The sequence below is a fragment of the Candidatus Babeliales bacterium genome (genome assembly GCA_040879965.1).
Classification (GTDB): Bacteria; Babelota; Babeliae; order Babelales; family JACPOV01; genus JBBDJI01.
The window spans coordinates 150,238-172,585 of the sequence record JBBDJI010000012.1 but is presented as its reverse complement, the minus strand read 5'-3'; the positions used below and the strand labels follow the sequence as shown (position 1 = coordinate 172,585).

General features: G+C 31.3%; 15 protein-coding genes. 8 read left to right on the top strand and 7 right to left on the bottom strand.

The window, feature by feature from the left end:
- The first annotated feature begins 83 nt into the window (after positions 1-83).
- From WDZ41_03175 to WDZ41_03160, 4 genes are all read left to right on the top strand, one after another.
- Positions 84-671 carry a uracil-DNA glycosylase gene (locus WDZ41_03175; protein ID MEX0940336.1) on the top strand — a complete coding sequence of 196 codons (588 nt, stop codon included), beginning with the start codon at positions 84-86 and terminating at the stop codon, positions 669-671.
- A gap of 410 nt (positions 672-1,081) precedes the next feature.
- Positions 1,082-2,149: a transcription termination factor NusA gene (gene nusA, locus WDZ41_03170; GenBank protein ID MEX0940335.1), complete on the top strand. Its 1,068-nt coding sequence runs from the start codon at positions 1,082-1,084 to the stop codon at positions 2,147-2,149.
- A 63-nt stretch (positions 2,150-2,212) separates the two neighbouring features.
- On the top strand, positions 2,213-4,216 hold the full coding sequence (gene infB, locus WDZ41_03165; GenBank protein ID MEX0940334.1) for a translation initiation factor IF-2: 2,004 nt from the start codon (positions 2,213-2,215) through the stop codon (positions 4,214-4,216).
- 155 nt (positions 4,217-4,371) lie between these two features.
- Positions 4,372-5,403 (top strand): MraY family glycosyltransferase, encoded by a 1,032-nt coding sequence (locus WDZ41_03160; protein MEX0940333.1) that lies wholly within the window; start codon positions 4,372-4,374, stop codon positions 5,401-5,403.
- Between the two features lie 318 nt (positions 5,404-5,721).
- Here the strand turns inward: WDZ41_03160 and WDZ41_03155 are convergent, their stop codons facing one another.
- Positions 5,722-6,618 carry a deoxyribonuclease IV gene (locus WDZ41_03155; protein ID MEX0940332.1) on the bottom strand — a complete coding sequence of 299 codons (897 nt, stop codon included), beginning with the start codon at positions 6,616-6,618 and terminating at the stop codon, positions 5,722-5,724.
- A 200-nt stretch (positions 6,619-6,818) separates the two neighbouring features.
- Here WDZ41_03155 and WDZ41_03150 point away from each other — a divergent pair, with 200 nt between their 5' ends.
- From WDZ41_03150 to aspS, 3 genes are all read left to right on the top strand, one after another.
- Positions 6,819-8,810 carry a hypothetical protein gene (locus WDZ41_03150; GenBank protein ID MEX0940331.1) on the top strand — a complete coding sequence of 664 codons (1,992 nt, stop codon included), beginning with the start codon at positions 6,819-6,821 and terminating at the stop codon, positions 8,808-8,810.
- Between the two features lie 4 nt (positions 8,811-8,814).
- On the top strand, positions 8,815-9,468 hold the full coding sequence (locus WDZ41_03145; GenBank protein ID MEX0940330.1) for a hypothetical protein: 654 nt from the start codon (positions 8,815-8,817) through the stop codon (positions 9,466-9,468).
- Positions 9,469-9,625: 157 nt separating this feature from the next.
- Positions 9,626-11,404 (top strand): aspartate--tRNA ligase, encoded by a 1,779-nt coding sequence (gene aspS / locus WDZ41_03140; protein ID MEX0940329.1) that lies wholly within the window; start codon positions 9,626-9,628, stop codon positions 11,402-11,404.
- A 7-nt stretch (positions 11,405-11,411) separates the two neighbouring features.
- Here the strand turns inward: aspS and WDZ41_03135 are convergent, their stop codons facing one another.
- Together WDZ41_03135 and WDZ41_03130 are read right to left on the bottom strand one after the other, a co-directional pair.
- Positions 11,412-13,463: a hypothetical protein gene (locus WDZ41_03135; protein MEX0940328.1), complete on the bottom strand. Its 2,052-nt coding sequence runs from the start codon at positions 13,461-13,463 to the stop codon at positions 11,412-11,414.
- Between the two features lie 20 nt (positions 13,464-13,483).
- On the bottom strand, positions 13,484-13,951 hold the full coding sequence (locus WDZ41_03130; protein ID MEX0940327.1) for a DNA starvation/stationary phase protection protein: 468 nt from the start codon (positions 13,949-13,951) through the stop codon (positions 13,484-13,486).
- Positions 13,952-14,112: 161 nt separating this feature from the next.
- Between WDZ41_03130 and eno the strand changes: the two genes are divergently transcribed.
- Complete coding sequence (gene eno, locus WDZ41_03125) at positions 14,113-15,360, top strand: phosphopyruvate hydratase (protein MEX0940326.1); 1,248 nt, start codon at positions 14,113-14,115, stop codon at positions 15,358-15,360.
- Here the strand turns inward: eno and WDZ41_03120 are convergent.
- Genes WDZ41_03120 through WDZ41_03105 form a run of 4 tightly spaced genes read right to left on the bottom strand, consistent with a single transcriptional unit; the run spans position 15,320 to position 22,342 of the window.
- Positions 15,320-17,740 carry a secretin N-terminal domain-containing protein gene (locus tag WDZ41_03120; protein MEX0940325.1) on the bottom strand — a complete coding sequence of 807 codons (2,421 nt, stop codon included), beginning with the start codon at positions 17,738-17,740 and terminating at the stop codon, positions 15,320-15,322. The genes eno and WDZ41_03120 overlap by 41 nt on opposite strands.
- 8 nt (positions 17,741-17,748) lie before the next feature.
- Positions 17,749-18,315: a hypothetical protein gene (locus WDZ41_03115; GenBank protein ID MEX0940324.1), complete on the bottom strand. Its 567-nt coding sequence runs from the start codon at positions 18,313-18,315 to the stop codon at positions 17,749-17,751.
- Complete coding sequence (pilM, locus tag WDZ41_03110; protein ID MEX0940323.1) at positions 18,315-19,931, bottom strand: pilus assembly protein PilM; 1,617 nt, start codon at positions 19,929-19,931, stop codon at positions 18,315-18,317. Before pilM ends, WDZ41_03115 begins: the two co-directional genes overlap by 1 nt.
- Positions 19,928-22,342 (bottom strand): secretin N-terminal domain-containing protein, encoded by a 2,415-nt coding sequence (locus tag WDZ41_03105; protein ID MEX0940322.1) that lies wholly within the window; start codon positions 22,340-22,342, stop codon positions 19,928-19,930. Before WDZ41_03105 ends, pilM begins: the two co-directional genes overlap by 4 nt.
- Positions 22,343-22,348 lie beyond the last annotated feature (6 nt).

Genomic DNA, 22,348 nt, shown 5'->3' with positions numbered 1-22,348 from the left:
GCTCTTCTGAAAAAATAGCTCTTTTTATAAAAATATTGCATGTTTTATAAACTTATCATTAAAAATTTTCAATAAGGTACCACATGGATATTAAATCATTCAAACAAGAGCTGCTCAATGAACTTTATGAACCTTATCAGAACTGTACTATGTGCCCACTCGGGACATTAGGTCGAGAAAATGTAGTATTTGGTGAAGGAAACCCTGATGCTGCACTTATTTTTGTCGGAGAAGGACCAGGTGCTGAAGAAGATGCACAAAATAGACCTTTTGTAGGGAGATCCGGTAAATTATTAACTAAAACACTGTCACACATTGGATTGAAGCGCGAGGAAGTATTTATAACAAATATAGTTAAATGTAGACCTCCTGGAAACCGAACACCTACAACTCTTGAAAGTAATACATGCAAAGAAATTCTTCTTTTTAAACAAATAAAAATAATTCGCCCTCTTGTTATTTGCACACTTGGTAGCGCTGCAATTCAAGGGCTTATAGATAAACCCATAAAAATTACAAAGACCAGAGGGAATGTTTTAATATGGAATAATATTTCTGTTGTACCGGCTTATCACCCCGCATACATCTTAAGAAATCCCTCAGAGCAGCCCATTTTTATTTCTGATATAAAACTTGCAGCAGAATTATCTGCCCAAAAAACGCCACATTGAAATTGTGGATAACTTGTGGATAACTTGTGGATAACTTGTGGATAACTTATTCGATTTTTTTGAAAAGTACTTTTGAATCAGACATAAAGAACTTATTTGTCCAAAAAAAGCTTCCCAATGCTTCCTAAGGAAAAAGATTTAAACTTTTCCACATTCTATCCACAAGTTATCCACAGGTTATCCACAATACAGCCATTTATCCAATTTACCTGTTAGAGCGACAATTGGATTGATTTAGTTAAAGTTATCCACAATTTCAACTGTTTACTATTATTACCATAAAAATAAATATATTATTTAAAGAATTAATAAGCACTAAGAACTTCTTTTTTTCCAATCATTCCTTTTTTCTTATTTTTTGTTAAAATTATATTATAGGTTACGAAGTCTTAGATAAAGGTACATAAATCGTGAAACTGAGTCATGTTATAGATGAGCTTGTTGAAGAGCGAGGATTAGACAGAGAGCTTCTAAGCAATATAATTTGTGAAGGTATGCTTGCTGCATATATGAAGAAATATCCTGAGTTAACACTTTCAGTCAAGCATAACAAAAAAACAGATGAGCTTGAAGTAGAAGTAAATAAACAGGTAGTTTCTGTTGTTAAAGATGAAGAATCAGAAATTTCTTTAAGAAAAGCACGCAATATTGATCCAAACATAGAGCTTGAGGGTGCTGTCTGGGTACCTTTTGAGCAACCTATTGGCAGAATTGAAATTTTACGGGCTAAGCAAGTTATTGCAAATATGATTCGCAATATCGAAGCAGCGGCCATTTATGAAGAATATATAGCAAAACAAGGTACGATTGTTTTGGGCACTATTCATAAATGTGAGCGTGGAGGGATGACTATTAAAATAGGTGAAACATTAGCCTTTTTGCCAAAATCATTTTCTATTCCTACTGATAAATGTATCGTAGGATATTCAATTCGGGCATTACTTAAAGATGTATTAAAAGAACCAAGAAATGATAATCAACTTGTTTTAGATCGTGCATCTACCGAATTTGTACAAAGATTGTTTGAACTAGAAATACCAGAAGTTTTTGAAAAACTTGTTGAAATAAAGAAAATAGTAAGAATTCCAGGATATAAATCTAAAGTAGTAGTAGTTTCTCATGACAAAAATGTGGATCCCGTAGGAACCTGCGTTGGTGTTGGTGGTGTTAGAATAAAACCTATCTTAAAAGAATTGGGTAGTGAAAAAATAGATGTAATTGCCTATAGTAGTACACCAGAGACAATGGTTGCCAATGCATTAAAACCTGCAGTAATAAACAGAGTTGAACTTGTTAATGATAACAATGCTGATATTTGGCTGGATGAAGATCAAAGATCTTTGGCAATTGGAAAAATGGGACAAAATATAGCATTAGCTTCGCAACTTACTGGAATAAGCATTAATTTAGTTCAATCCAAAGAAGATCGCGAACAACAAGATATTCAAATTGAAGACCTTGAGATGAGCGAAGAATAATAAGGTTTAAGTTTTAAAGAAATTAGAGTCCTATAACAGTAAAACCAAGAGCAAGATAAATTGATGCGTATTTATGAAGTTGCAAAGTTATTAAATATCTCGAATAAAGAATTATTAGAAATACTAGAACGTCATGGTATGCAAGCAAAAAGTCATATGTCTACTATTTCTCAAGATGATCTGGATAAGCTTAATGTGATTTTGAAAGAAAAAAAACAAACTCCTTCAAAGATTGCTAAAGATGATACAAAACCGAAGAGGGAGAATCAAATCGAAAAGTCTTCTCAAAAAGTTGAAAAAGTTGAAAAAATTATTGAAAAAAAAGAATTAAAGCGCGAACCAGAAGATATATCTCGTCCAGCAGCACAACCCCCTGAATTTATTGTAAAACCGATGACTCTTGGTGAAATTGCAGAAAAAATTAATAAGCCAGTTAGTGAGCTTATTGTCTCATTATTAAAACAAGGTGTTGTTTGTACAAAAAATCAGTTGCTTTCTGAAAAACTTGTTGAGCAATTAGCAACCTCTTATGGCTTTTCGATTTCTTATCCTAAAAAAGAAAAAGAAGAAACAAAAATTGCAGTTATTGAACAAGAAGAAGGTTTTACCGAACGGCTACCGATTGTTGTGGTTTTAGGCCATGTTGATCATGGAAAAACTACGCTTTTAGATTTTATTCGTAAAACAAAAGTTGCTTTAAAAGAAAAAGGAGGAATTACGCAACATTTAGGTGCGTATGAAGCTGAAACTCCTCAGGGAAATGTAATTTGCATTGACACACCTGGTCATGAAGCGTTTTCAAATATACGCGGCAGAGGTGTTAAAGTTGCAGATTTGGCAATTATTGTGGTTGCGGCTGATGACAGTGTTATGCCACAGACTGTTGAAGCAATAAAAAAAGCGCAAGATGCAAATATCCCAATTATTGTAGCTATTAACAAAATGGATAAAGTTGATTCAAGTAGGCTTGAAGTAATTAGAACTGATTTAGCTCGTTATAATGTATTAGTAGAAGAATGGGGCGGAGATGTTATAGCGGTTCCAATTTCAGCTAAAACAGGGGATGGTGTTGATCGGCTTTTAGAGATGGTTGTTCTACAGTCCCAACTTATGGATTTAAAGGCTGATTTGGAAAGACCAGCTAGTGGATTCGTTTTAGAATCAAGGCTAGAAAAAGGATTGGGACCTGTTGCAACTATTATTTGTCAACATGGTATTTTACATATTGGAGATTACTTTGCGGCAGGTTATTCCATTGGAAAAGCAACTTCAATAATTGATTCTTACGGCAAACGTATCAAAAAAGTTGGTCCATCAATACCGGTACAGATAGCAGGATTTTCTGAACTTCCTCATGCAGGAGACTTTTTTGAGGTTATTTCTCAAGAAAAATACAGAAAATTAAAAAATTCTAAAGATGCACGTGTCGCATACCAAGCAAAGTATATTGTTTCTGATCAAGCAATTAAATTAATTGTAAAAACAGATAATTCTTCATCACAAGAAGCATTGCTAACATCTTTAAATAAACTATCTAGTAAAATGAAAAAAGAAATTTATATTGTACACAGTGGCATCGGAGACATCACTGAAAGCGATGTAGTATTGGCTACAAATACTGGTGCAATGATTGTTGGCTTGCATATAAAAATTGAATCGAATGCCATACAGATAGCACAAAAAAATATTGTTCGAATTATGCTTTTTGATATTATTTATAAGCTTTTAGAGCATATTGAATCTATTATAAAAGCAGAAGAGCCAGTTAAGATGGTATCAAAAAAAATTGGCGAAGCTGTCATTCGAAAAGTGTTCCAAATAAAAAATATTGGTGTCATTGCTGGAGCATATGTTAAAGACGGTCGTTTTGCAAGAGAAGGACGAATCATTGCATGGCGAGGGAAAGAAAAGATTGGCGAAGGTCCAATAAAAAGTCTCGAGCGTGAAAAAAGGTCAGTTAAAGAAGTACATGCTGGCTTTGAATGTGCATTTCTTGTAGAAGGCATAGATGATTGGCAAGTAGATGACCGCGCCGAATGTTATATTAATGTTCCTGAATCGAAATAATCGTATAGCTTATTTTTTTATTTAAATGATGATTTTTTCATATCTAAAAAAACTTAATGAAAAAATCATCATTTTTATTTTGTTTATTCTTTTGTATAGTGCAAAATAGAAGACATTAGGATATTATTACGATTTTTGACAAAAAGGTGCCGAGTATGATGCTGTCGGTAAAGCTTTTTTTAGCTATTAAATTATTTCTTTCGTCGCTTATTTCATTTTTAATGACATGGTATCTAATTCCTATTTTTTCTCGCATTGCAATAAAATTGAATATAATGGATGTTCCAGATGGGAAAATAAAAAAACATAAAAAACCTACGCCTTATTTAGGAGGAATTGCTTTATATATAGGCTTTATTGCCACTCTTGCAATTGTGTTTCCCTTTGAAAATAAAATATTTTTATTGTTAATAGGTTCGACATTATTACTTTTTCTTGGATTAATTGATGATATTTTACAGATTAAACCATATCAAAAATTTTTTTGGCAATTAATTGTGGCTTTTTGCTTTTTAAAATCCGGTATTTATCTCAAAGAAAGCTTTTTTCTCAATAATATTTGGAATATTCCTATATCCGCATTATGGATATTAATAGTTACAAATGCATTTAATTTAGTTGATGTCATGGATGGGTTAACAAGTTTATTAGCCTCTGCCGCCTGTATAACACTCTTTCTTATTGCGATTTTTTTTGGCCAGGATAATTTATCTTTATTATTAACTTGTTTTTTAGGGCCGTTGATTGCTTTTTTTTGGTATAACCGTCCTCCGGCAAAAATATATCTAGGCGATGCAGGTTCTCTTTTTATAGGAGGTTTTTTGGGAACGGTACCTTTTTTATTTAACTGGAGTACTTACAATCCTTATGGTTTTTTAACACCGATTATTATTTTGCTAATACCACTTTTAGAAGTAAGTGCTTTAATTTTGATTCGATCATATAAAGGTATACCATTTTATTATGGCAGCCCAGATCATTTTTCCATGTATTTGCAACAGAGAGGTTGGAGTAAAAACCAAATATTAGGATATATTCTTTGTATATCAACTATATTATGTGGAACAAGCATATTGGTTGCTCTTAATAGTATAGATCTTATAACCTTTACATTCCTTGCAATTATACTACTGTTTTCCTGGGGATATTCTATTTGTAAAAAGAATAATTCGGTAAAAATCATATAGTGCGACTATTTTTTAAATTCTGTTGCTTTCTTGTTGTTTTTAAAAAAAATCATCTAATATTATAAGAAATTACTTAAAAACCTAATCAAATTTTGTTGTTGCGTAATTTGGGTTAATAAATTTTATTGAATTTGTGTTGATTTGTATCAAAATGGTAACACTTATTTACGAGATATTTTGAAATTTCCTGTGGCAGGCTGGTTCTAAAGGTAGTATGGTTAGAAGCACTGCTATATTTGTGGGTAATAGCTCAGAGCCATTTTTGGATTGTTTTACTACAATTCCTTCTTAGCACTATGGTTTCTGGGCTATTACTATTTAAAAAACTATTAATTTTTTTCGGGTAGATGAAGAAAGAAGATTTTTTATTGTATTCATATTTTTTATATCTTCTTTAAGTCCTTCTTCTTTTGGAGTTTCTAGAATTTTTGGTACATCAAAAAAACGTTCATCATTGAATAATAATCTAAATGCTTCTAGGTCTATTTTCCCTTCACCTATATTAGCATGTCTATCTTTCTGTAAACCTAAACCAAATTTTGAGTCATTAATATGAATAGCTTTAAGATTTTCTAAGCCAAGAGTTTCATCAAAATGAATCCACATTTGTTGGTACTCTTTAGGCGTGGAAAAATCATAACCTGCGGCGAAAGCATGACAAGTATCTAGGCAGAAATTTACTCTTTTTTTATCAATAACTTTCTCATATATTTTTTTGAGTTGCTCAAAAGTGTATCCAATATTTGAGCCTTGTCCTGCAGTATTCTCAAGCAAAATTGTAGTATTTCCTGGGTTTTCTGAGAGAATTAGATTTAAGTTTTTAGCAATCAAGTTTATGCAATCGGATTCAGAAGAATACAGATGGGCTCCAGGATGTAAAATAAGATAAGGAATATTTAGCATTTCACATCGTAATAATTCTGCCATTAGCGACTCTACTGACTTTTTATTTACTAATTCATTTGGAGATCCAATATTTATTAGATAACCTGCATGCGCCACAATGCTTTTAATAATAGTGGAATTTTTTGCAGCATTTTTAAAGTTATTAATATCTTCTTCAGTTAATTTTTTTGCAGCCCATTGTTTATTGCTTTTAGTAAAAATTTGAATACAGGTACAGCCAATAGACTCCCCTCTTTCTATTGCTTTTTGCAGTCCACCAGCAATTGACATATGAGCACCTAGGAGTAGCGATTGTTTTTTTTGTTTCATTGATAAAAATCCTATTAAATTTAAAAACTATATAAATAGTAACAAATTATGCAAAAAAGTAGGATTATTTTTCTGTTTTTATTTGACAAAACAGGGAAAATCTTTAGCATAAAAATCATTCAAAAAAGCTAGTAGTTATGAAGTGATCTAGAGATATACAAAAATATAACTAATTATTAAATTATAATGATTGAGAGCACATGGCACTTCATAGAAAAATTTTCATTTTAGTTGCTGCATTATTTTTAAATTCTTATAGTTTTGCAGAAAGCTTTACTCTTCAAGATTCAAAACTAGGTGAGTCGTCTATAAAAAAGAGGCCAAAAAAAGAACGATTAGCATTTAATCTTGGTATGTTACATGGTTGGGGGCAGATTAAATTTAAGCCAGAAAGTTTTTATTTAAAAAATGCTAATAGGCTGAATAATGATATTGCTGCTGACAAGCTCATTATAAGTAGATCTACTATCGATTATAATATTGATCTTTTATATGGCAAAGAATGGTATGGCTATGATATTGCAGAATTCTTTCTTTCATTCCGAAATAAAGCGGTATGGGGAAATCTGGACAGTAATGCTCAAACTACAGAGATGAACTTGAGGCTTTTAGAGGCAGTATTCGGAAATCATCGGCATTTAATTACTCGTCATATTGTTTGGATTCGAGAATTATGGTTAAAATTCTGTATCAATGATGCGCTAAGTTTGGATTTTGATAAGAAACATTATTTTACTTTAGGAGCATTTCCGTTTGAACTTGGGCGAGGCATTTCATTAGGGAATGCATTTGCCGTAGGTCCGCGAGTTTTAGGTTTTTATTCTGATAATGCAATAGACCAATATGCATTTGGCTTTAAATTATCAGGCGACCTTAAGCCGGGATGTTTAAGTTATGATCTTTATAATGCAATTGTAGAAAATAGAGGTGATAGTTTTACTCGTACTGGTGAAAAAATTAGAGGACAGCAATTTGGACATCGTTTACAACAAGAACGAGGGCCGGGTAATTTAAATTTCATTGTAGCAAGTCGTATTAAATGGTTTCCAATTAATGAGGAAGGACGACTTGTTGCGTTAGAGCCTTATGCTTTATATAACAATGCACCAGAACAAATAGTTGAATTTCCTTCTGATGCAAGTAGTAAATTAGCTACTTTTGGCTTAGCCGGAGAGTTTGTTATTGATAATCTTGCATGGGGCTTTGATACCGGTATAAATGTTGGTCGTCAAGTAGTGCATGGATGGGATAGAAATGATGTTGAGTTTGAAAACAGAGATGGCGTAGTTACTTTAGTAAATTCACGAGTTAGAGATAATAATGCGCAAGGATCTAAAACAATATATGTACCCAATAGTCCTGCTCAGCAAATTATTAATACTTCAGCAGAAGATGCTTCACAAAATGGACAGTTAATCGGTCAAGTTAATGGCACACAACTATTTAATGATATTAATCGATTTAGAAATCCTTATGTTAATAGTTATAAAGGATGGATGTTTGTAGGAGATGCGGCCTATACGCTTAACTCCTCAAAAAGCCTAAAAATTGCCGGTACGGTAGGTGTAGCATCAGGTGATAGAAATCCAAATCAAGATCTTAATAATCCTAATGAAAGCAATGTTGATGGTGATTTCAAGGGTTTTATTCCATTGCAGGAATTGTATTCAGGATCGAGGGTACAAAGTGTATTCTTTCTTGGTGGTACGGGTAGGGCTCCTCGTCCATTATCGGTGCCTACTGCAAGAAATGTTTTAAATAGAATACCATCTCAAATATCTGGATTTACTAACTTAATTTTTATTGGTTCAGCTTTACATTGGTATCCAAAATATAAGGATCGTACATTTACCATTCGCCCAAATATTCTTGCTTATTGGCAACAAAAAGCAACAAGTGCATGGGATAGAGCAACTAATATGAGTTCAACGATGCTTGCCCGTAATTATTTGGGTCTTGAACTTAATGCTTTCACTGATGCAGAACTTTTCGATAGCTGTAAGTTATATGCAATTGGCTCAGTATTTATACCGGGAAGTCATTTTGTTGATATCAAAGGAACACCATTAACACGAGATGAATTACGTTTTTTAGAAAGACGTGATGTTACTGGAATCACAAATGATAATAATCCATTATTGAATGACGATATTGCATTTACTATAAACTTAGGTATCGAATGCCGTTTTTAGAAAAATGCTAAAAAAATTATTGTATTTTTTAATTCTTTTTAATTTTCCTTTAATTGCAACAGAATTAGAAAATATATTTAAATTAAAACAACCAAAAACATTATTAGAAAGTTGCTTAGATACTATTATTTTAATGGAGTCAAAAACAAATGAAAAATTTTTTGAAAAGAGTATAAACAAACTTACTAATATTTTAAATGAAGATATAAAATTAAAAATTATAGATTATAATTTTAATTTAAACTGGCAGGTAAAAGAACAAAGAGAATATGATATAGAGAAAAATGTAAAAAAAATTAATTTAAATTCTGATTATATTATTTTTATTAATAATCATATGATTAAAGTAAAAAGTAAAAAAACAAAAAATTATTTTTTTACTAGCGTAATATCTTCTCATATTATAAATCAAATAGATTTTATTGAAGTTGATAAAAATTATGAAATATTAAAAATAGGGGAATATAATACAAATTCTAGCAGCCTTAGTAATGATACCCTTAGAGACTTTGAAATGGGATTTCCTGGTTTTTGCTGTTATTCGCTTAAGCCATCACCTGTTTATATAACTAAAAAATATGCAGAATGTGATTTGAAAACTTTTTTATATATCCTCAAATTAAAAGAAGCTTGTCAAAAGTATAAAAATATTCATTAAAGAATTATCAAAAAAGTAAATATAAATTGTAGAGAAAGTCTATATTTTTACAATATTTTTAGTTTTTTCTTTTGAGTTCATCTTACGCTTGTTCTTTTTTTAAGGTATATTAGGGATATATAAAAAGGAATACAATTTTATAAATATGGGCAAAATCATGCAGTATTATGAACGAACTACTGGCTGTGGATTAATTAATGAAAAATATTTGAATAAAGAAGTAAAATTAGCTGGATGGGTACAACGAAGAAGAGATCATGGCGGCTTAATTTTTATTGATTTACGAGACAGGAGTGGCGTTGTTCAGCTTGTATTTAATCCTGATTTTTCTCCAGAAGCGCATCGCCTAGCTCATTCTTTAAGATCAGAGTATGTTATTTCTATTAAGGGAACGGTTATTGAACGAACTCAAGAAACAACAAACCCTGAAATGCCAACTGGTCATTGGGAAATTCAAGTATTATCGTTAGATATCTTAAATAAGGCAAAATCATTACCGTTTTCTCTTGAAGAAGCAGATCAAGTTGATGAAGAGTTACGATTAAAATATCGTTATTTAGATTTACGTCGTCCGTCTATGCAAAAGAAATTATCTTTGCGTAATGATATAAATTTTTTGATTCGTGAATTTTTACAACAACGTGGTTTTTATGATATTGAAACACCGATTTTAACGAAAAACACTCCTGAAGGAGCACGAGAATTTCTAGTTCCGTCTCGAATGGAATCGGGTTATTTTTATGCTTTGCCACAATCGCCTCAATTATATAAACAATTGCTTATGGCAAGTGGTGTAGAGCGTTATTTTCAAATTGCGCGGTGCTTTCGTGATGAAGATTTAAGAGCCGATCGGCAACCTGAATTTACTCAACTTGATTTAGAAATGTCATTTATTCAAGAAAAAGATGTTCAGTCTCTTATTGAAGAATTGTTTACATTAATAATGAAAAAAATCTTCAATATCTCGCTCAATACACCTTTTAAAAGGCTTTCATATAACGAAGCTTTTTCTATATATGGATCTGATAAACCTGATTTAAGATATAGCCTAACTATTTCAAATTTTACCCCTTTATTTGAAAATACGGAATTAAAATTTTTGCGATCAGTGTTGGATAAAGGTGGTAAGGTTGGCGGTGTACTTTTACAAGGTAAGCAACTATCTCGTTCCGAACTTGAAAGATGGGTAGAAAAGGCACAAAAAGTTGGCGCAAAAGGTTTATTATGGATGAAAATTGAAGAAGGCGGCAAAATAGAATCACCGGTACAAAAGTTTTTATCAGAAGATTTTTATGAACAAATAAAAACAATATGCCCAAAGGCGATACCTGGCGATATTTTATTTTTAGTAGCAGGGCAATATGAAAGTGCTTGGGAAATTCTTGGTCGTTTGCGTGTGCAAATTGCACAAGAATTACAAATGATTCCAGAAGGTATATATAATTTTTGCTGGATTATTGATTTCCCTTTACTACAATATGATAAAGATTCTGACAAGTGGGATGCGGTTCATCATCCATTTACTGCTCCGCAAGAAGGTTGGGAGGATTTGCAGCCAGATCAAATGAAGGCACGTGCTTATGATATTGTTTTAAATGGCGTAGAATTAGGCGGTGGTTCAATGCGTATTTATAAGCCTGAAATGCAAAAGAAAATATTTGATTTATTAGGCTTAACTGAACAACAAGTCCAAGAAAAATTTGGCTTTTTATTAGAAGCGCAAGAACTTGGTTTTCCGCCACATGGCGGTATCGCTCTTGGCTTAGATCGTTTATTAATGTTGCTTACCAATAGCAAATCGATTCGTGATGTAATTGCATTTCCAAAAATGGCAAGCGGACATGATCCCTTAATGGATGCACCGAGCAAAGTTGATGATAAGCAATTAAAGGAATATGGATTAAAAATTATTACTAAAAAGCCAGAATCAAAATAATAAGCAATTAGCTATTAGTATGATATGAAACTTTTTTTGTATAAATTTTAGGCAAGTATTTTTTTGTATGTAAAAGAGAAACTTCTTGCTTTTCTGGTTTTATTTTTTCTTTACTTTTTTCTAGTTTCTCTATTTTTTTTTGTAATAAATCAACTAAATCTTTATACTTTGATTCTTGAATTTTAAATATATAAGGTGGGAACATTTCATCTGTTTGTTCAATATCATTTTCTTTTAAATTCCACTGATTTTGCGCTAAAATTGCTTTATATTTTTTTCCATTAAATTTAAAATGAATTCTATTTTTTTTACCTACATAATGAGAAATTACAATATCATATAATTCAATTGTATTTTTTTTGTTAAAAATGGAAAAACCAGGATTTTTGCAAGTTAGTTTTGTGATGTAATACCTAATTGGAATCTCTAATTCCCTTATTTTAAAAAACCCTTCAATAATTTGTTTTAAATCAAAATCGCGTGCATCAATTTCTTGTAAATAAAAATGTGAAGTCTTTTTTGAATTAGGAATAAATATTGGAAATTTGTTACCGCTAATTTTAACTTGAGTTAAAATTTCTGCCTTCTGAGCATTTTTAAGATCATCAAAAAAATTTTCTGGTTCAATAATAATAATACCTTTATTGTTAATTATAATTGGTTTGTTTTCTGCTTGCCTTGTAGCGATCAATACTTGAGACAGTTTAAAAAGCTTTTTATCAAGTTCAATGGTTGAAAACCAAGAAGTTCCAGGAAAGCGAATAATTGGTACTTGTAAATTAGGAGCTGTAAATCGCGCAAATGGATGAACTTTTTCAATAATTTCAGGTAAAGAGATCGATTTTTTAATTGTTTTCGGCTCAAGATAGTTATGCGCTAAATTAAAAAAAGCATTATAATTTTGTATTGCCTTTGCATAGAATGATTGCAATAGCTGATTGTATTTTAGTTCTAATGATAATGTATATGTGGGTGCATACAAAAATGAACTTGCAATTAATATATAATTTAATTCAATAGGTTTAGTCAAAGTAACTAATAAAGGCGTATCCTTTCTTAACGGGTAAGACCATTCCTGATCATAAGGAATTTTTAAATGAATACCGCCTATCTTACAAGTATCATAAAATAAAAACTGTGTATTTATGTTACTATTCAAAAATAATAAAAATTGTTGAAAATAATTAACCGGCTTTATTGGAAGTTGAGCAATAATATCTTTTTGGCCATGACCTAATAAGTATAAATACCAACTATTTAAACAAGCAAATTGGGTAGTTTTTGGAATATCTCTTTTAGTCACAAATAATTGAGGTAAAATTGATAAAAATTCCTGTGCAAAATCGCTTTGCGATTTAATTTCAACTGTTTTATAGCTAAAAGGATCCAGTACTGTTTCCTTATCTGAAATTTTTAAACCTAAAAGCAAATCATTTTCATTTAATTGAGCTTTGCATTGGAAGTTATCAAAATCTTTTATAAATTCTGCTAAATCTTTTTTATCTAAATTTTGCTTATAAGCTTCAATAGTATTAATCTCAATTTTTTGTTTTTCATGAAGGATAGTTAGATATTTTTTAGGAATTAATAAATAAAAATTTTTAATTTTTTTTATTATCCAATCTGATTGATTAAAATCTAATGCCCAACATAAGGCAAAATTTTCTATTTTTACATCGCCTTTTTTTGTTTTTAAAAGTGCTTGACTATCAAGGTAAAACTGAGTTAAAGATTCCTTGCTATGAAATTCAGATTCATATTTTTTGACTAATTCATCTAATGGTTTATTTATAAAATCATTAAAAATAATTCTTCGTTTTACAAAATTATGCCAAGGAGTCATACTTACAAGTATAGGATTTTCTTTTTCAATTAATGCGGCTACTAAGCTTTGTGTAACCGCATCAAAAGCATCTTTTCCTTTTTTTAAATCTAATTGCTCATGTTCCCAATCAAGAAGTATAATAAGATTTCTTGCGCCAGGATCGATGAATACTGCTTGTGCAAAATTGAAAACAATAAAATGTGAAAGTAAAAAAATAAACCGATTAAGCTTCATGCAATTCTCTTTTTTTGAATTTAATCTAAATGAGCTCTGAGCATCCAAGCCATTTTTTCATGCTTTTCCAAAATATCGGTCAGAAAATTATTGGTACCAATATCATTAAGATCCATTGTTAAGTCAGCATCTTGTCGTAACTGCTTTATAATAGTTTCATGGTCTTTTAATAGATGTTCAATCATAGTGCGATCATCAGGGTATTTGCCAGGATATTCTGCAAGAGTAGTATTTTCGATAAATTCTTTTAAAGTGCCATATGCTTTAAATCCCAGAGATCTTACTCGTTCAGCAACAGCATCGATTATATCAAACAGTTCTTCATATTGATTTTCGAAAAACTTATGTAATGCACCAAAATCTCTACTAACAATATTCCAATGATAATTTAATGTTTTAGTGTAAAGAATATATTCATTTGCAAGCAATACATTAAGTTTTATTGTTATTTCTTTACGATTATTTTCTGGGATTCCAATATCGATCATAATATTCCCTTTTTTTTTATTTTTGCATAATAGTTAAAATTTTAATAAAAGAGATTGATTTTAGCAACGGTTTTGATTAAATACAATTAGTTTGATTGAGAATAGATAGGACAATTGATACATTGAAAAAGAAGTATCCTAATAAATTCTAAAGGGATTATGTGAAAATAACTAAATTGCAGGCATATGAAATTTTTGATTCAAGAGGAATACCAACAATTGAGTGTCATTTAACGTTAGATTATGAGATTTTGATAACCGCATCGGTCCCTTCTGGCCTATCAAAAGGAAAATATGAAGCCTATGAATTACGTGATAATGAAAAACGATTGATGGGTTTAGGAGTAAAAAAAGCAATTAATAATATTGAAACAATTATTGCACCCGTTATTATTGGTCAACAACCTGATGTAGTGAATACTGATCAATTAATATTACAACTAGATGGAACTGATTATAAAAAAAACTTAGGCGCTAATGCCATGCTTGCGGTAAGCATAGCAGTACTTAAAGCACAAGCAATTTTACTAGAAGTCGAACCTTATGAACTTATTGCACAATTATGTGATTTAGAAACATTATTATTGCCGCTTCCTCTTTTTAACTTTATAAATGGTGGTAAGCATGCAAGAAATCGATTACGTATTCAAGAATTTATGATTATGCCGGTCGGAGCCCGAAGTTTTCGCGAAGCCCTAGAAATTGGTATAGAATTTAACCATGTATTAAAAGAAGAGGTTTATCGTATTGAGAAAATGGTTTGCATAGGTGATGAAGGTGGTTATGCACCATTATTTGAAGATGATACACAAGTATTTGATTTATTAATAAATGTAATCAATAAATTAGGTGGAAAAGAGGTTTTTAAGATTGCGATTGATGTAGCAGCATCTCAATTTTATGATATAGATAAAAAAATATATCAATGGAAAGATACTGCTCTTAATTCAATCGAGTTACAGAACCTATATGAAAAATTTATCGAGTCATATCCAATTTGTTCAATAGAAGACCCATTTGCTGAAGATGATTGGGATGCATGGATTGAAATGACAGCGAAATTAGGGGATAAAATTCAAATTGTTGGTGATGATCTTTTTGCAACAAATCCCGAAAGAATTTATCAAGGTAGCATGATCCAAGCTGCTAATGCAGCAATAATTAAACCAAATCAAGTAGGAACAGTTACTGAAACCTTACAATCAATCCAGCTCTGTAAAGAATATAATCTTGGTATTATTATTTCTCATAGATCAGGAGAAACTAATGATTCATTCATTGCAGATCTTGCAGTTGGTTCCAGCGCTGGTCAGATTAAAGCAGGAGGTTGCATGCGTGGCGAACGACTTGCAAAATATAATCGGCTTCTCACGATTGAGGATCAGCTTGCGCAGGATTTGCTTGAGTAAGAAGTGGATTTTCTTCATGCTCAATTAGTTTTTTCAATTCATTCGTTTCTTTGCTTTGATCAGCAAGATTAAAACTATTTTTAGGTGCCATTTCAGTATTATTTCTTGCCATCATCATTTCATTTTGATCAAATTCTTGCAATGTAGTTTCTCGATACTTAGCAATTGTTTTTTCACCTAAACAAACATCTGGTTTAAAGAACCATCGTGTAATTGGATCCTTTAAGTTTTCAAAATTTAAATATTCATTAAGATTGTCTTTGGCAAGGTCTAGCTTGCGATCAGTATACATATCAGTACCACCTTTTAATTTTGGCTCTATAATGGTAGGTGAAATAAAAATAACTAAATTATTCTTTTCTTTATTTTTTACTTCTCTTTTAAAAAACCATCCTAAAATTGGAATTTTTCCCAATAAGGGTGTTTCATCGGTGGAAATACTTTCTTGTGTTCTAGTCAAGCCACCAATTGCTAATATTTGTTTATCACCAATATTTGCATTTGTTTGAATTAATCTAGTGATCCTGTTATTTTGTGTTTCACTCGCAAATTCATTTACATTAATAGTAATTTGCAAATTTACATTATTAGATGAGCTAATATGCGGTAATATATCAACAGTAAGAGCTGCTGTTACCCATTGAAAGTTAACCTTAACTGCAACATTAGAAGTATCAGCATCACCTTCTAATAGTCTTTGTTGAGTGATGGTTACGGTCGCTTGTTTATGATTTTTAGTGATAATAAATGGTTGCGCGAGGATAGTAGTATTCATATATCTATTTAAAATTTGCCATACACTCCACACTCCATTTGAATTAGCATCATCTAAAGAGATAATTAAAGATCCTGGGGTAGCAACATTTGCTAAGTTTTGAGGTACACCTTCACTTGAATTTCCTAAAGAACCAGGACGTAATAAATTAGACATTAAAGCATTTGCGGGCAAGCTACCAGCTGGCAATAAACCATCATCTTGAAAAGCTTCACTTAAAATTGGTTGGTTTAAACCAGCTACTTGAAAATGAAGGTTGTCAGAAATGCTATGATCGAATCCTTTTGTATCACGCATTTGATGGCCAAGTAACCGATTATTATCCAGTATTACGTCAACAACAAGTACTTCAAGTGCAACTTGGGGTTGCGGCTTATCAAGGTCTTCAATTAATTTTTTTATACGAAGCCAATCTTTTTTGCGTGCAGCGATAATTAAACGATTGCCGCCCAGACGAGCACCTTCAGTAATTGGTTGTGGAGCTCCAGTTACCGCTTGGCCACCTGGAGTAGTAGGCATTATTCGTTCCATAGTTTCACGGGTAATCTCAGCTGTTACTCTTACATCTTTAAAATATTGCTTTGGACCAGTTTCAACTCTTCCTGCTGCTTGTCCTTCTTGAGCTGGAGAAACCATTTGTTGTAAAATTGGAGCAAATTCTTGCGCATTTAAGTATTGCAATTCGTAAACATGTAAAATTGATTCACCAGATTCTAATGGACGATCAATATATTTAAAAATAAAATCTTTAACGGCATCAATAGCATAAGGGCTTCCCATGATTACTAAAGAGTTGGTATGTTCTATGCCTAAAACCCTTGTGTTCTTTGGAAAGTATGAGGCTTGATCAGAAACGGCAGGAGCACCAGCAGTAGGTTGTTGTTTTGGTGCAAGCATTTGCTTATTAAAAAGGTCATCAATTACTTGTGCCGATACATAATATAAAGGTAATACTTGAATGCTATCTTTCATGCCACCTTTATCTAATTCATTGATAATTTTCATTACTCCTTTAATATTATTTGCCTTATCAGTTAAAATAATTGAATTTGTTTTTATATCAGCACGAATATCAGCAGTTTGTGATAACATATCTTTAAGCATGGCATTTAGATCATTCCAATTTGCTTTTAAACTTAAATTTTTAAGGTAAAAGAGTGCTCTAATTACTTGTGCAGTATCAGGTAACTCATTAAAAGGAATATCAATATAAACATCAAGTGGTTCTCGGTTTATATTTTGATCAATTTTTTTTACATGCAGCATATTGGCCGCTGGCTCGATAGTATAGCCTGCAAGCTCTAGAATGGCCATCAATTGTTTCCAAGCATCTTTCATATTCATTGGATTTTGAAAATGCATGGTCACTTTTGTAGTTGGCTGAATAGCAAGAGCACCTTGAGGCAAAACAATATTTACCTTTTTTTCTGCTGCTAATTCATTAATAAGTTCAACTAAAGGTTTGTCTGTAAAATTAAAAAGAAATTTTTTTCTATGATTAGTGTTAATTTTTAATGATTGTTCATTTTCTTTTTTTATTTCTTCTTGACCGAAAGAAAAATTAAAAATAAACAAAAAGAGAAACAATAAGATATTTTTTTTCATAGAGTTCTTTACTCCGTCAATTCTAATTCAGTTTTAGGTTCAAGCGTAGCTATAAGAATATTAATATTTATAGTTGCTTCTTGATCAGGCTTGTATACTTCAATTTCTTTGGTGTAAATTCGTTCATTTTGTTCAAGTGTATCCAATAATTCTGTTAATCTTTGCATATTCATATTAGAAAAACTTGCAAATAATTTTATTTCAGTGTATCCATTATCAAGTTCTTCGGAAGAAGTTTCAGGCTCTCTCGTTTTATTTTGAGAAATCCCTAGCTTATTTATTACATTATTAAAATAGCCAGCAATTTTAAAGTCTCTGTCTTTTTCAAGAAGTGTATTTACTTCCGTTTGTTGTTTTTTTACTATTTCAAATCGCTCTAAAATTTCTTTTACGGTTCGGCGTTGTTGATTAATCTGATAAATGCGTTTTTTATAAAAAGAAATTGAACTATAATAACGATAAATAACAATACCTATTAAACAAAGTATAATACTTAAAATTATAATAAGATATCGTTGAAACTGCTTAGAATCAAGATTAAGAATAAATTGACGAATTTGATCAAGTACTATCATTATGATTCTTCTCCATTTTTCTTGAGAAGTAATTTTTCACTAAACTTTAATTCTTGTAGGGTTGGTACAGTCTGGAAAAGATTTGATTCTCGTAATTCTCGTTCTAATACTTTCAATTCTTCAAAACCTCTTACTTCGCCTTCAAAAGTAAGCTCATTAGGTGTTATAATTAACTTTTTTAAATCTAAGCCTGTACTTTTTCGATCAATTGCCATACTTAAATCTTGTAATGTTTTCAAAAAAGAAAATCTTCTCTGACGTGAAAAAGCGAACCAAAGTTCTTCTTCTTTTGCTACCTTATCTTCTGCTTCCTCAATTGCTTTACTTAAGTTTTTTTCTTCAGAAAGATCTTGTTGGTTTAAGGTGCTTATTACTTCTCTTTCCATAGTAGATATTGTTTTTTTTAGTTTTCTTTGTTGTAAATAATTATGTGTAAATAAAGCTAAAAAGATAAAGGATAAAAGAGTAATTGCTGTCAAGAATTTTTTATTAAACTCATATGCTTTTGATGGTGCAAATTCTTCTTTTAATAAATTAAAATGTTCAGTTATTGTACTTGGATAAGCGGTACTTAAACTCATTATATTTGATCTTGGAATTCTAGTACTATTTTTTAAAATTACTGATGGGATTTTGATTAACGCATTTCCATCAAATAAATTGCATTGAATATCAAGGGATTTTGATATAAAATTATCAATTTTATTAATTTCTGCTCCTTTGCCCAGCAATAAGATTCGATCAAATTTTTGATCTGAGGAAGCCTGAGTTAAAAATGATTGCAAGGTAAATTTTATGTCTTTAAAATAATTATTAAATGCTTCTTTGATAGATTTTTCAAAATCAGGGCTATCATATCTTTCAACGCCAAAACGTATAATGTCTTCTAAGGCTTGTGCATTTGAGATTTCCTGCAATTGAGCGATATTTTTAGTGATAGAGACAATGCCTTTAGGCAATGTTCTAATCGATTTAAGTTGCCCTTTTGCTATAAAAGCGATTCGCGTAACATTAAATTCTATATCAATTAATGCAACCGTTTCATTTTTTTGAGTATAGGATGGAATTTCTTTGTACAGTGCATATAAATCAAAAAGATCAACGGTAACTTTGTTAGGATTAAGACCAGCGCTTTCAAAATAACTTAAATGCTCGGCAATATATTGTTTTTGCACAGCAGCAACCATAACAACGGCAGTATTTTCCGATTCATTAGATTCAGTAATGATAAAATCAATAATTGCAGTATCAATAGGAAAAGGTAGATATGATTCTACTTCATAATTAATAATTAAAGCGATTTTTTCTGGATTGCTAAAAGGAAGCTGTAATTCTTTAAACATAACAACTGAACTTGATAAAGATGTTTTAATAACATCATAATTGCCAGTTTTATCAATTATTTTTTTTATAGCTTCACTTACCCGTTCACTATAAGGACGAGTAAGGTTGGTATCTAATTGCTCCTGATAAAATTTTTCTAAGATAATTTCTTGACCAGAAAGATAAAGTTGAGAAGCATATACATATGTTTTTGAAAGATCAAATCCTAATATTCGCTTAGGAATTACATAATAAGTGCCAAATTTTTCTGGTACAAAAATATCAATAATCATGTAACCACCTCTTGATTGTTAAGTGGTACGAGTTCGGTAATAGACCTTTTTTTGCTTTTTGGTTTACTATTCTCCAATGCTATTGTAGTTGATTGGTTATCATATTCATCATTTTGCGCAATACAACAATTTGATACTTCCAAGCAAGGTTCTTGGCAATATAATGATTCAGGGATATCAATACATTGTTCTGGATTTTGTTTTGCCAAGAAATTGTCAACATATTCCGTGTTTTCATTAATAACATCGTTAAAGAACCATTTATGAATAGGATCTCGCATTTCTGCTGGATGACGTAAACCACATAAACTTTCTTTAGCGCTTGTTGCTTTGTCTTTAGTATATTGATTGATACCACCGGCAAGACGGGGTTCTACAATTCTTGGTGAAATAAATATTAACAAATTATCTTTTCTTTTAACTTTAACTCTATTTTTGAAAAACCAACCAACGAGTGGAATATCTCCCAAAATTGGTACTTTTGATAAGCTTTCATTTTGCACTGTTTCTAAAAGTCCTCCGAGTGCAAGTACCTGCTGATTGCCAACATTGGCGTTAGTTACAACTGTTTTTGTATTTCTATTTGCGCTTGTTGGATCGGCAGTATCAATGAAGTTATCAATAGAAATACTAATCTCTAGATTAATCATACCAATAGTATTTATTTGCGGCGTAATGCGAAGCGTTAAGTTTGCGGTAACATCATCGAATACCGGAGTATCAGTAGCACCTTTAACAATACCGGTCATTACACGTCTGGTTTCACCAATGGAAACTTCAGATTGATACTTATTCGTAGTTATCAAGAATGGATTAGATATCAGATTGGTATGTGCGTGGTTTTGTAATAATTTGAAAATTGCCCATACACCAGATGCGGCATTAGAAATTGAAATTAATGTAGCGCCAGGTGTTTGATTTCGTGCAAGTTGAATCAAATCAGCCATGATACTGCCAGTTGTTGGGTTGATAACAGGGGCTGCACGGTTACCTCCAGCTAATGGAAAACCAGATGTTTGAAAATCAAGACTACCGTTTATAGTATTAGAATTTTTATTTCTGATTTGAACACCGATTTCTTTGTTATCAGCAGAAATAACATTTACAATTAATACTTCAATAGCTATTTGTGGTTGTCTAACATCTAATTGTTTAATAATATCACGTACTTTTAGATAATCTTCTTTTTCTGCTTTAATTAATAATCTATTGCCAGAGGGCTCTGCTTTAAAAGTCATAGGCTGTAAATATTTATCACCTTCACGAACACCGCCTGTTTGGGCAGCTGCAGTGCCTTGAGCGAATCGAGTAACATCAGTTAATATGCTTGCTATATCACCAGCACTTGCATATTGCAATTCATAAACATAGAGCGGAGAATAAGGAACTTTTAATTCAACATCAATATGATTAATAATAAATTCTTCAACTTTTTTAATGCTTTCTATATCGCCAAGAATAATCAATATATTATTTCTTCGTTCTGCAATTAATCGAGTTGTTTCTGGAAAATATACACTAGGGGATGTTTTTTTAGGCCCTAAAATTCGAGCAGCAAGGCCACGAGGATCTTCAAATTTAGTTAAATTATTGTAAAGCTTTACTACATCTTCAGCATCGGCATTTTTTAGCTTGAGAACTGACATTGCTTCTGGTGAGGCAATGGAATCTAATTCAGTAACAATTTGCATTAAGGAACGGATATTTGATGCTTTATCGGTAAGCACAAATGCATTAAGATCTTGTAAGGGCTTTAAAGTTGCAGTAGTACTTCTGAAGGCATCAACGATTCCTTGAATAGTGGCAAGTGTTGTATTACGAACAAAATATATATAACGAATGTGCGTATCATTATCAGGCAAATCTTCCCAATGTATATTAATATATGAATCTAAGGGTGAACGATTTACTGATCCTGGAGCATTTATTGCCGTCGGTCTTACTTTATAAAGATTTGGAATAGTTCCTTCAACAAGACCAAATCCAAAAAAATCTAAAAAAGTAAGAAAAAGATTCCATACTTGTTTTTTGGTAAGTGGTTTATGTGTTTTAAAAGTAATTTTATTGCCTGCTACTGTTTTACCACCAGTGGGCAATGGTTGAATGGCATCATCAGTTAAAAAATTAACCTCAAATGTATCTGATATCCAATTTAATAAATTTGCTAAATCGGTATTTTCTAAATTTACTTCAATTAAATTATTAGGGTCATCGGTAGCGGTTAAAGGATAAGGCGATAGGCATGGCTTGCATATAATATCTTGCATGGGATTATGTTCCATATGAGCAAATTTAATTTTGAAATCATCATCGTTATTGGCAGAGATATTATTTTCTGTATTTTGTATTGCTTGCTTTTTTCTTTTATATTGCCTTGAATATAAAGGGAATTCCCAAATTAGGGAAAACATGCATAC

Bases quoted from the DNA above. Each gene is read 5' to 3' on its own strand.
- WDZ41_03120 (MEX0940325.1), bottom strand. From the start codon at position 17,740: ATGAAAAAAAATATCTTATTGTTTCTCTTTTTGTTTATTTTTAATTTT.
- WDZ41_03150 (MEX0940331.1), top strand. From the start codon at position 6,819: ATGGCACTTCATAGAAAAATTTTCATTTTAGTTGCTGCATTATTTTTA.
- pilM (MEX0940323.1), bottom strand. From the start codon at position 19,931: ATGATTATTGATATTTTTGTACCAGAAAAATTTGGCACTTATTATGTA.
- aspS (MEX0940329.1), top strand. From the start codon at position 9,626: ATGCAGTATTATGAACGAACTACTGGCTGTGGATTAATTAATGAAAAA.
- WDZ41_03175 (MEX0940336.1), top strand. From the start codon at position 84: ATGGATATTAAATCATTCAAACAAGAGCTGCTCAATGAACTTTATGAA.
- WDZ41_03115 (MEX0940324.1), bottom strand. From the start codon at position 18,315: ATGATAGTACTTGATCAAATTCGTCAATTTATTCTTAATCTTGATTCT.
- WDZ41_03130 (MEX0940327.1), bottom strand. From the start codon at position 13,951: ATGATCGATATTGGAATCCCAGAAAATAATCGTAAAGAAATAACAATA.
- WDZ41_03105 (MEX0940322.1), bottom strand. From the start codon at position 22,342: ATGTTTTCCCTAATTTGGGAATTCCCTTTATATTCAAGGCAATATAAA.
- WDZ41_03160 (MEX0940333.1), top strand. From the start codon at position 4,372: ATGATGCTGTCGGTAAAGCTTTTTTTAGCTATTAAATTATTTCTTTCG.
- WDZ41_03145 (MEX0940330.1), top strand. From the start codon at position 8,815: ATGCTAAAAAAATTATTGTATTTTTTAATTCTTTTTAATTTTCCTTTA.
- infB (MEX0940334.1), top strand. From the start codon at position 2,213: ATGCGTATTTATGAAGTTGCAAAGTTATTAAATATCTCGAATAAAGAA.
- WDZ41_03135 (MEX0940328.1), bottom strand. From the start codon at position 13,463: ATGAAGCTTAATCGGTTTATTTTTTTACTTTCACATTTTATTGTTTTC.
- WDZ41_03155 (MEX0940332.1), bottom strand. From the start codon at position 6,618: ATGAAACAAAAAAAACAATCGCTACTCCTAGGTGCTCATATGTCAATT.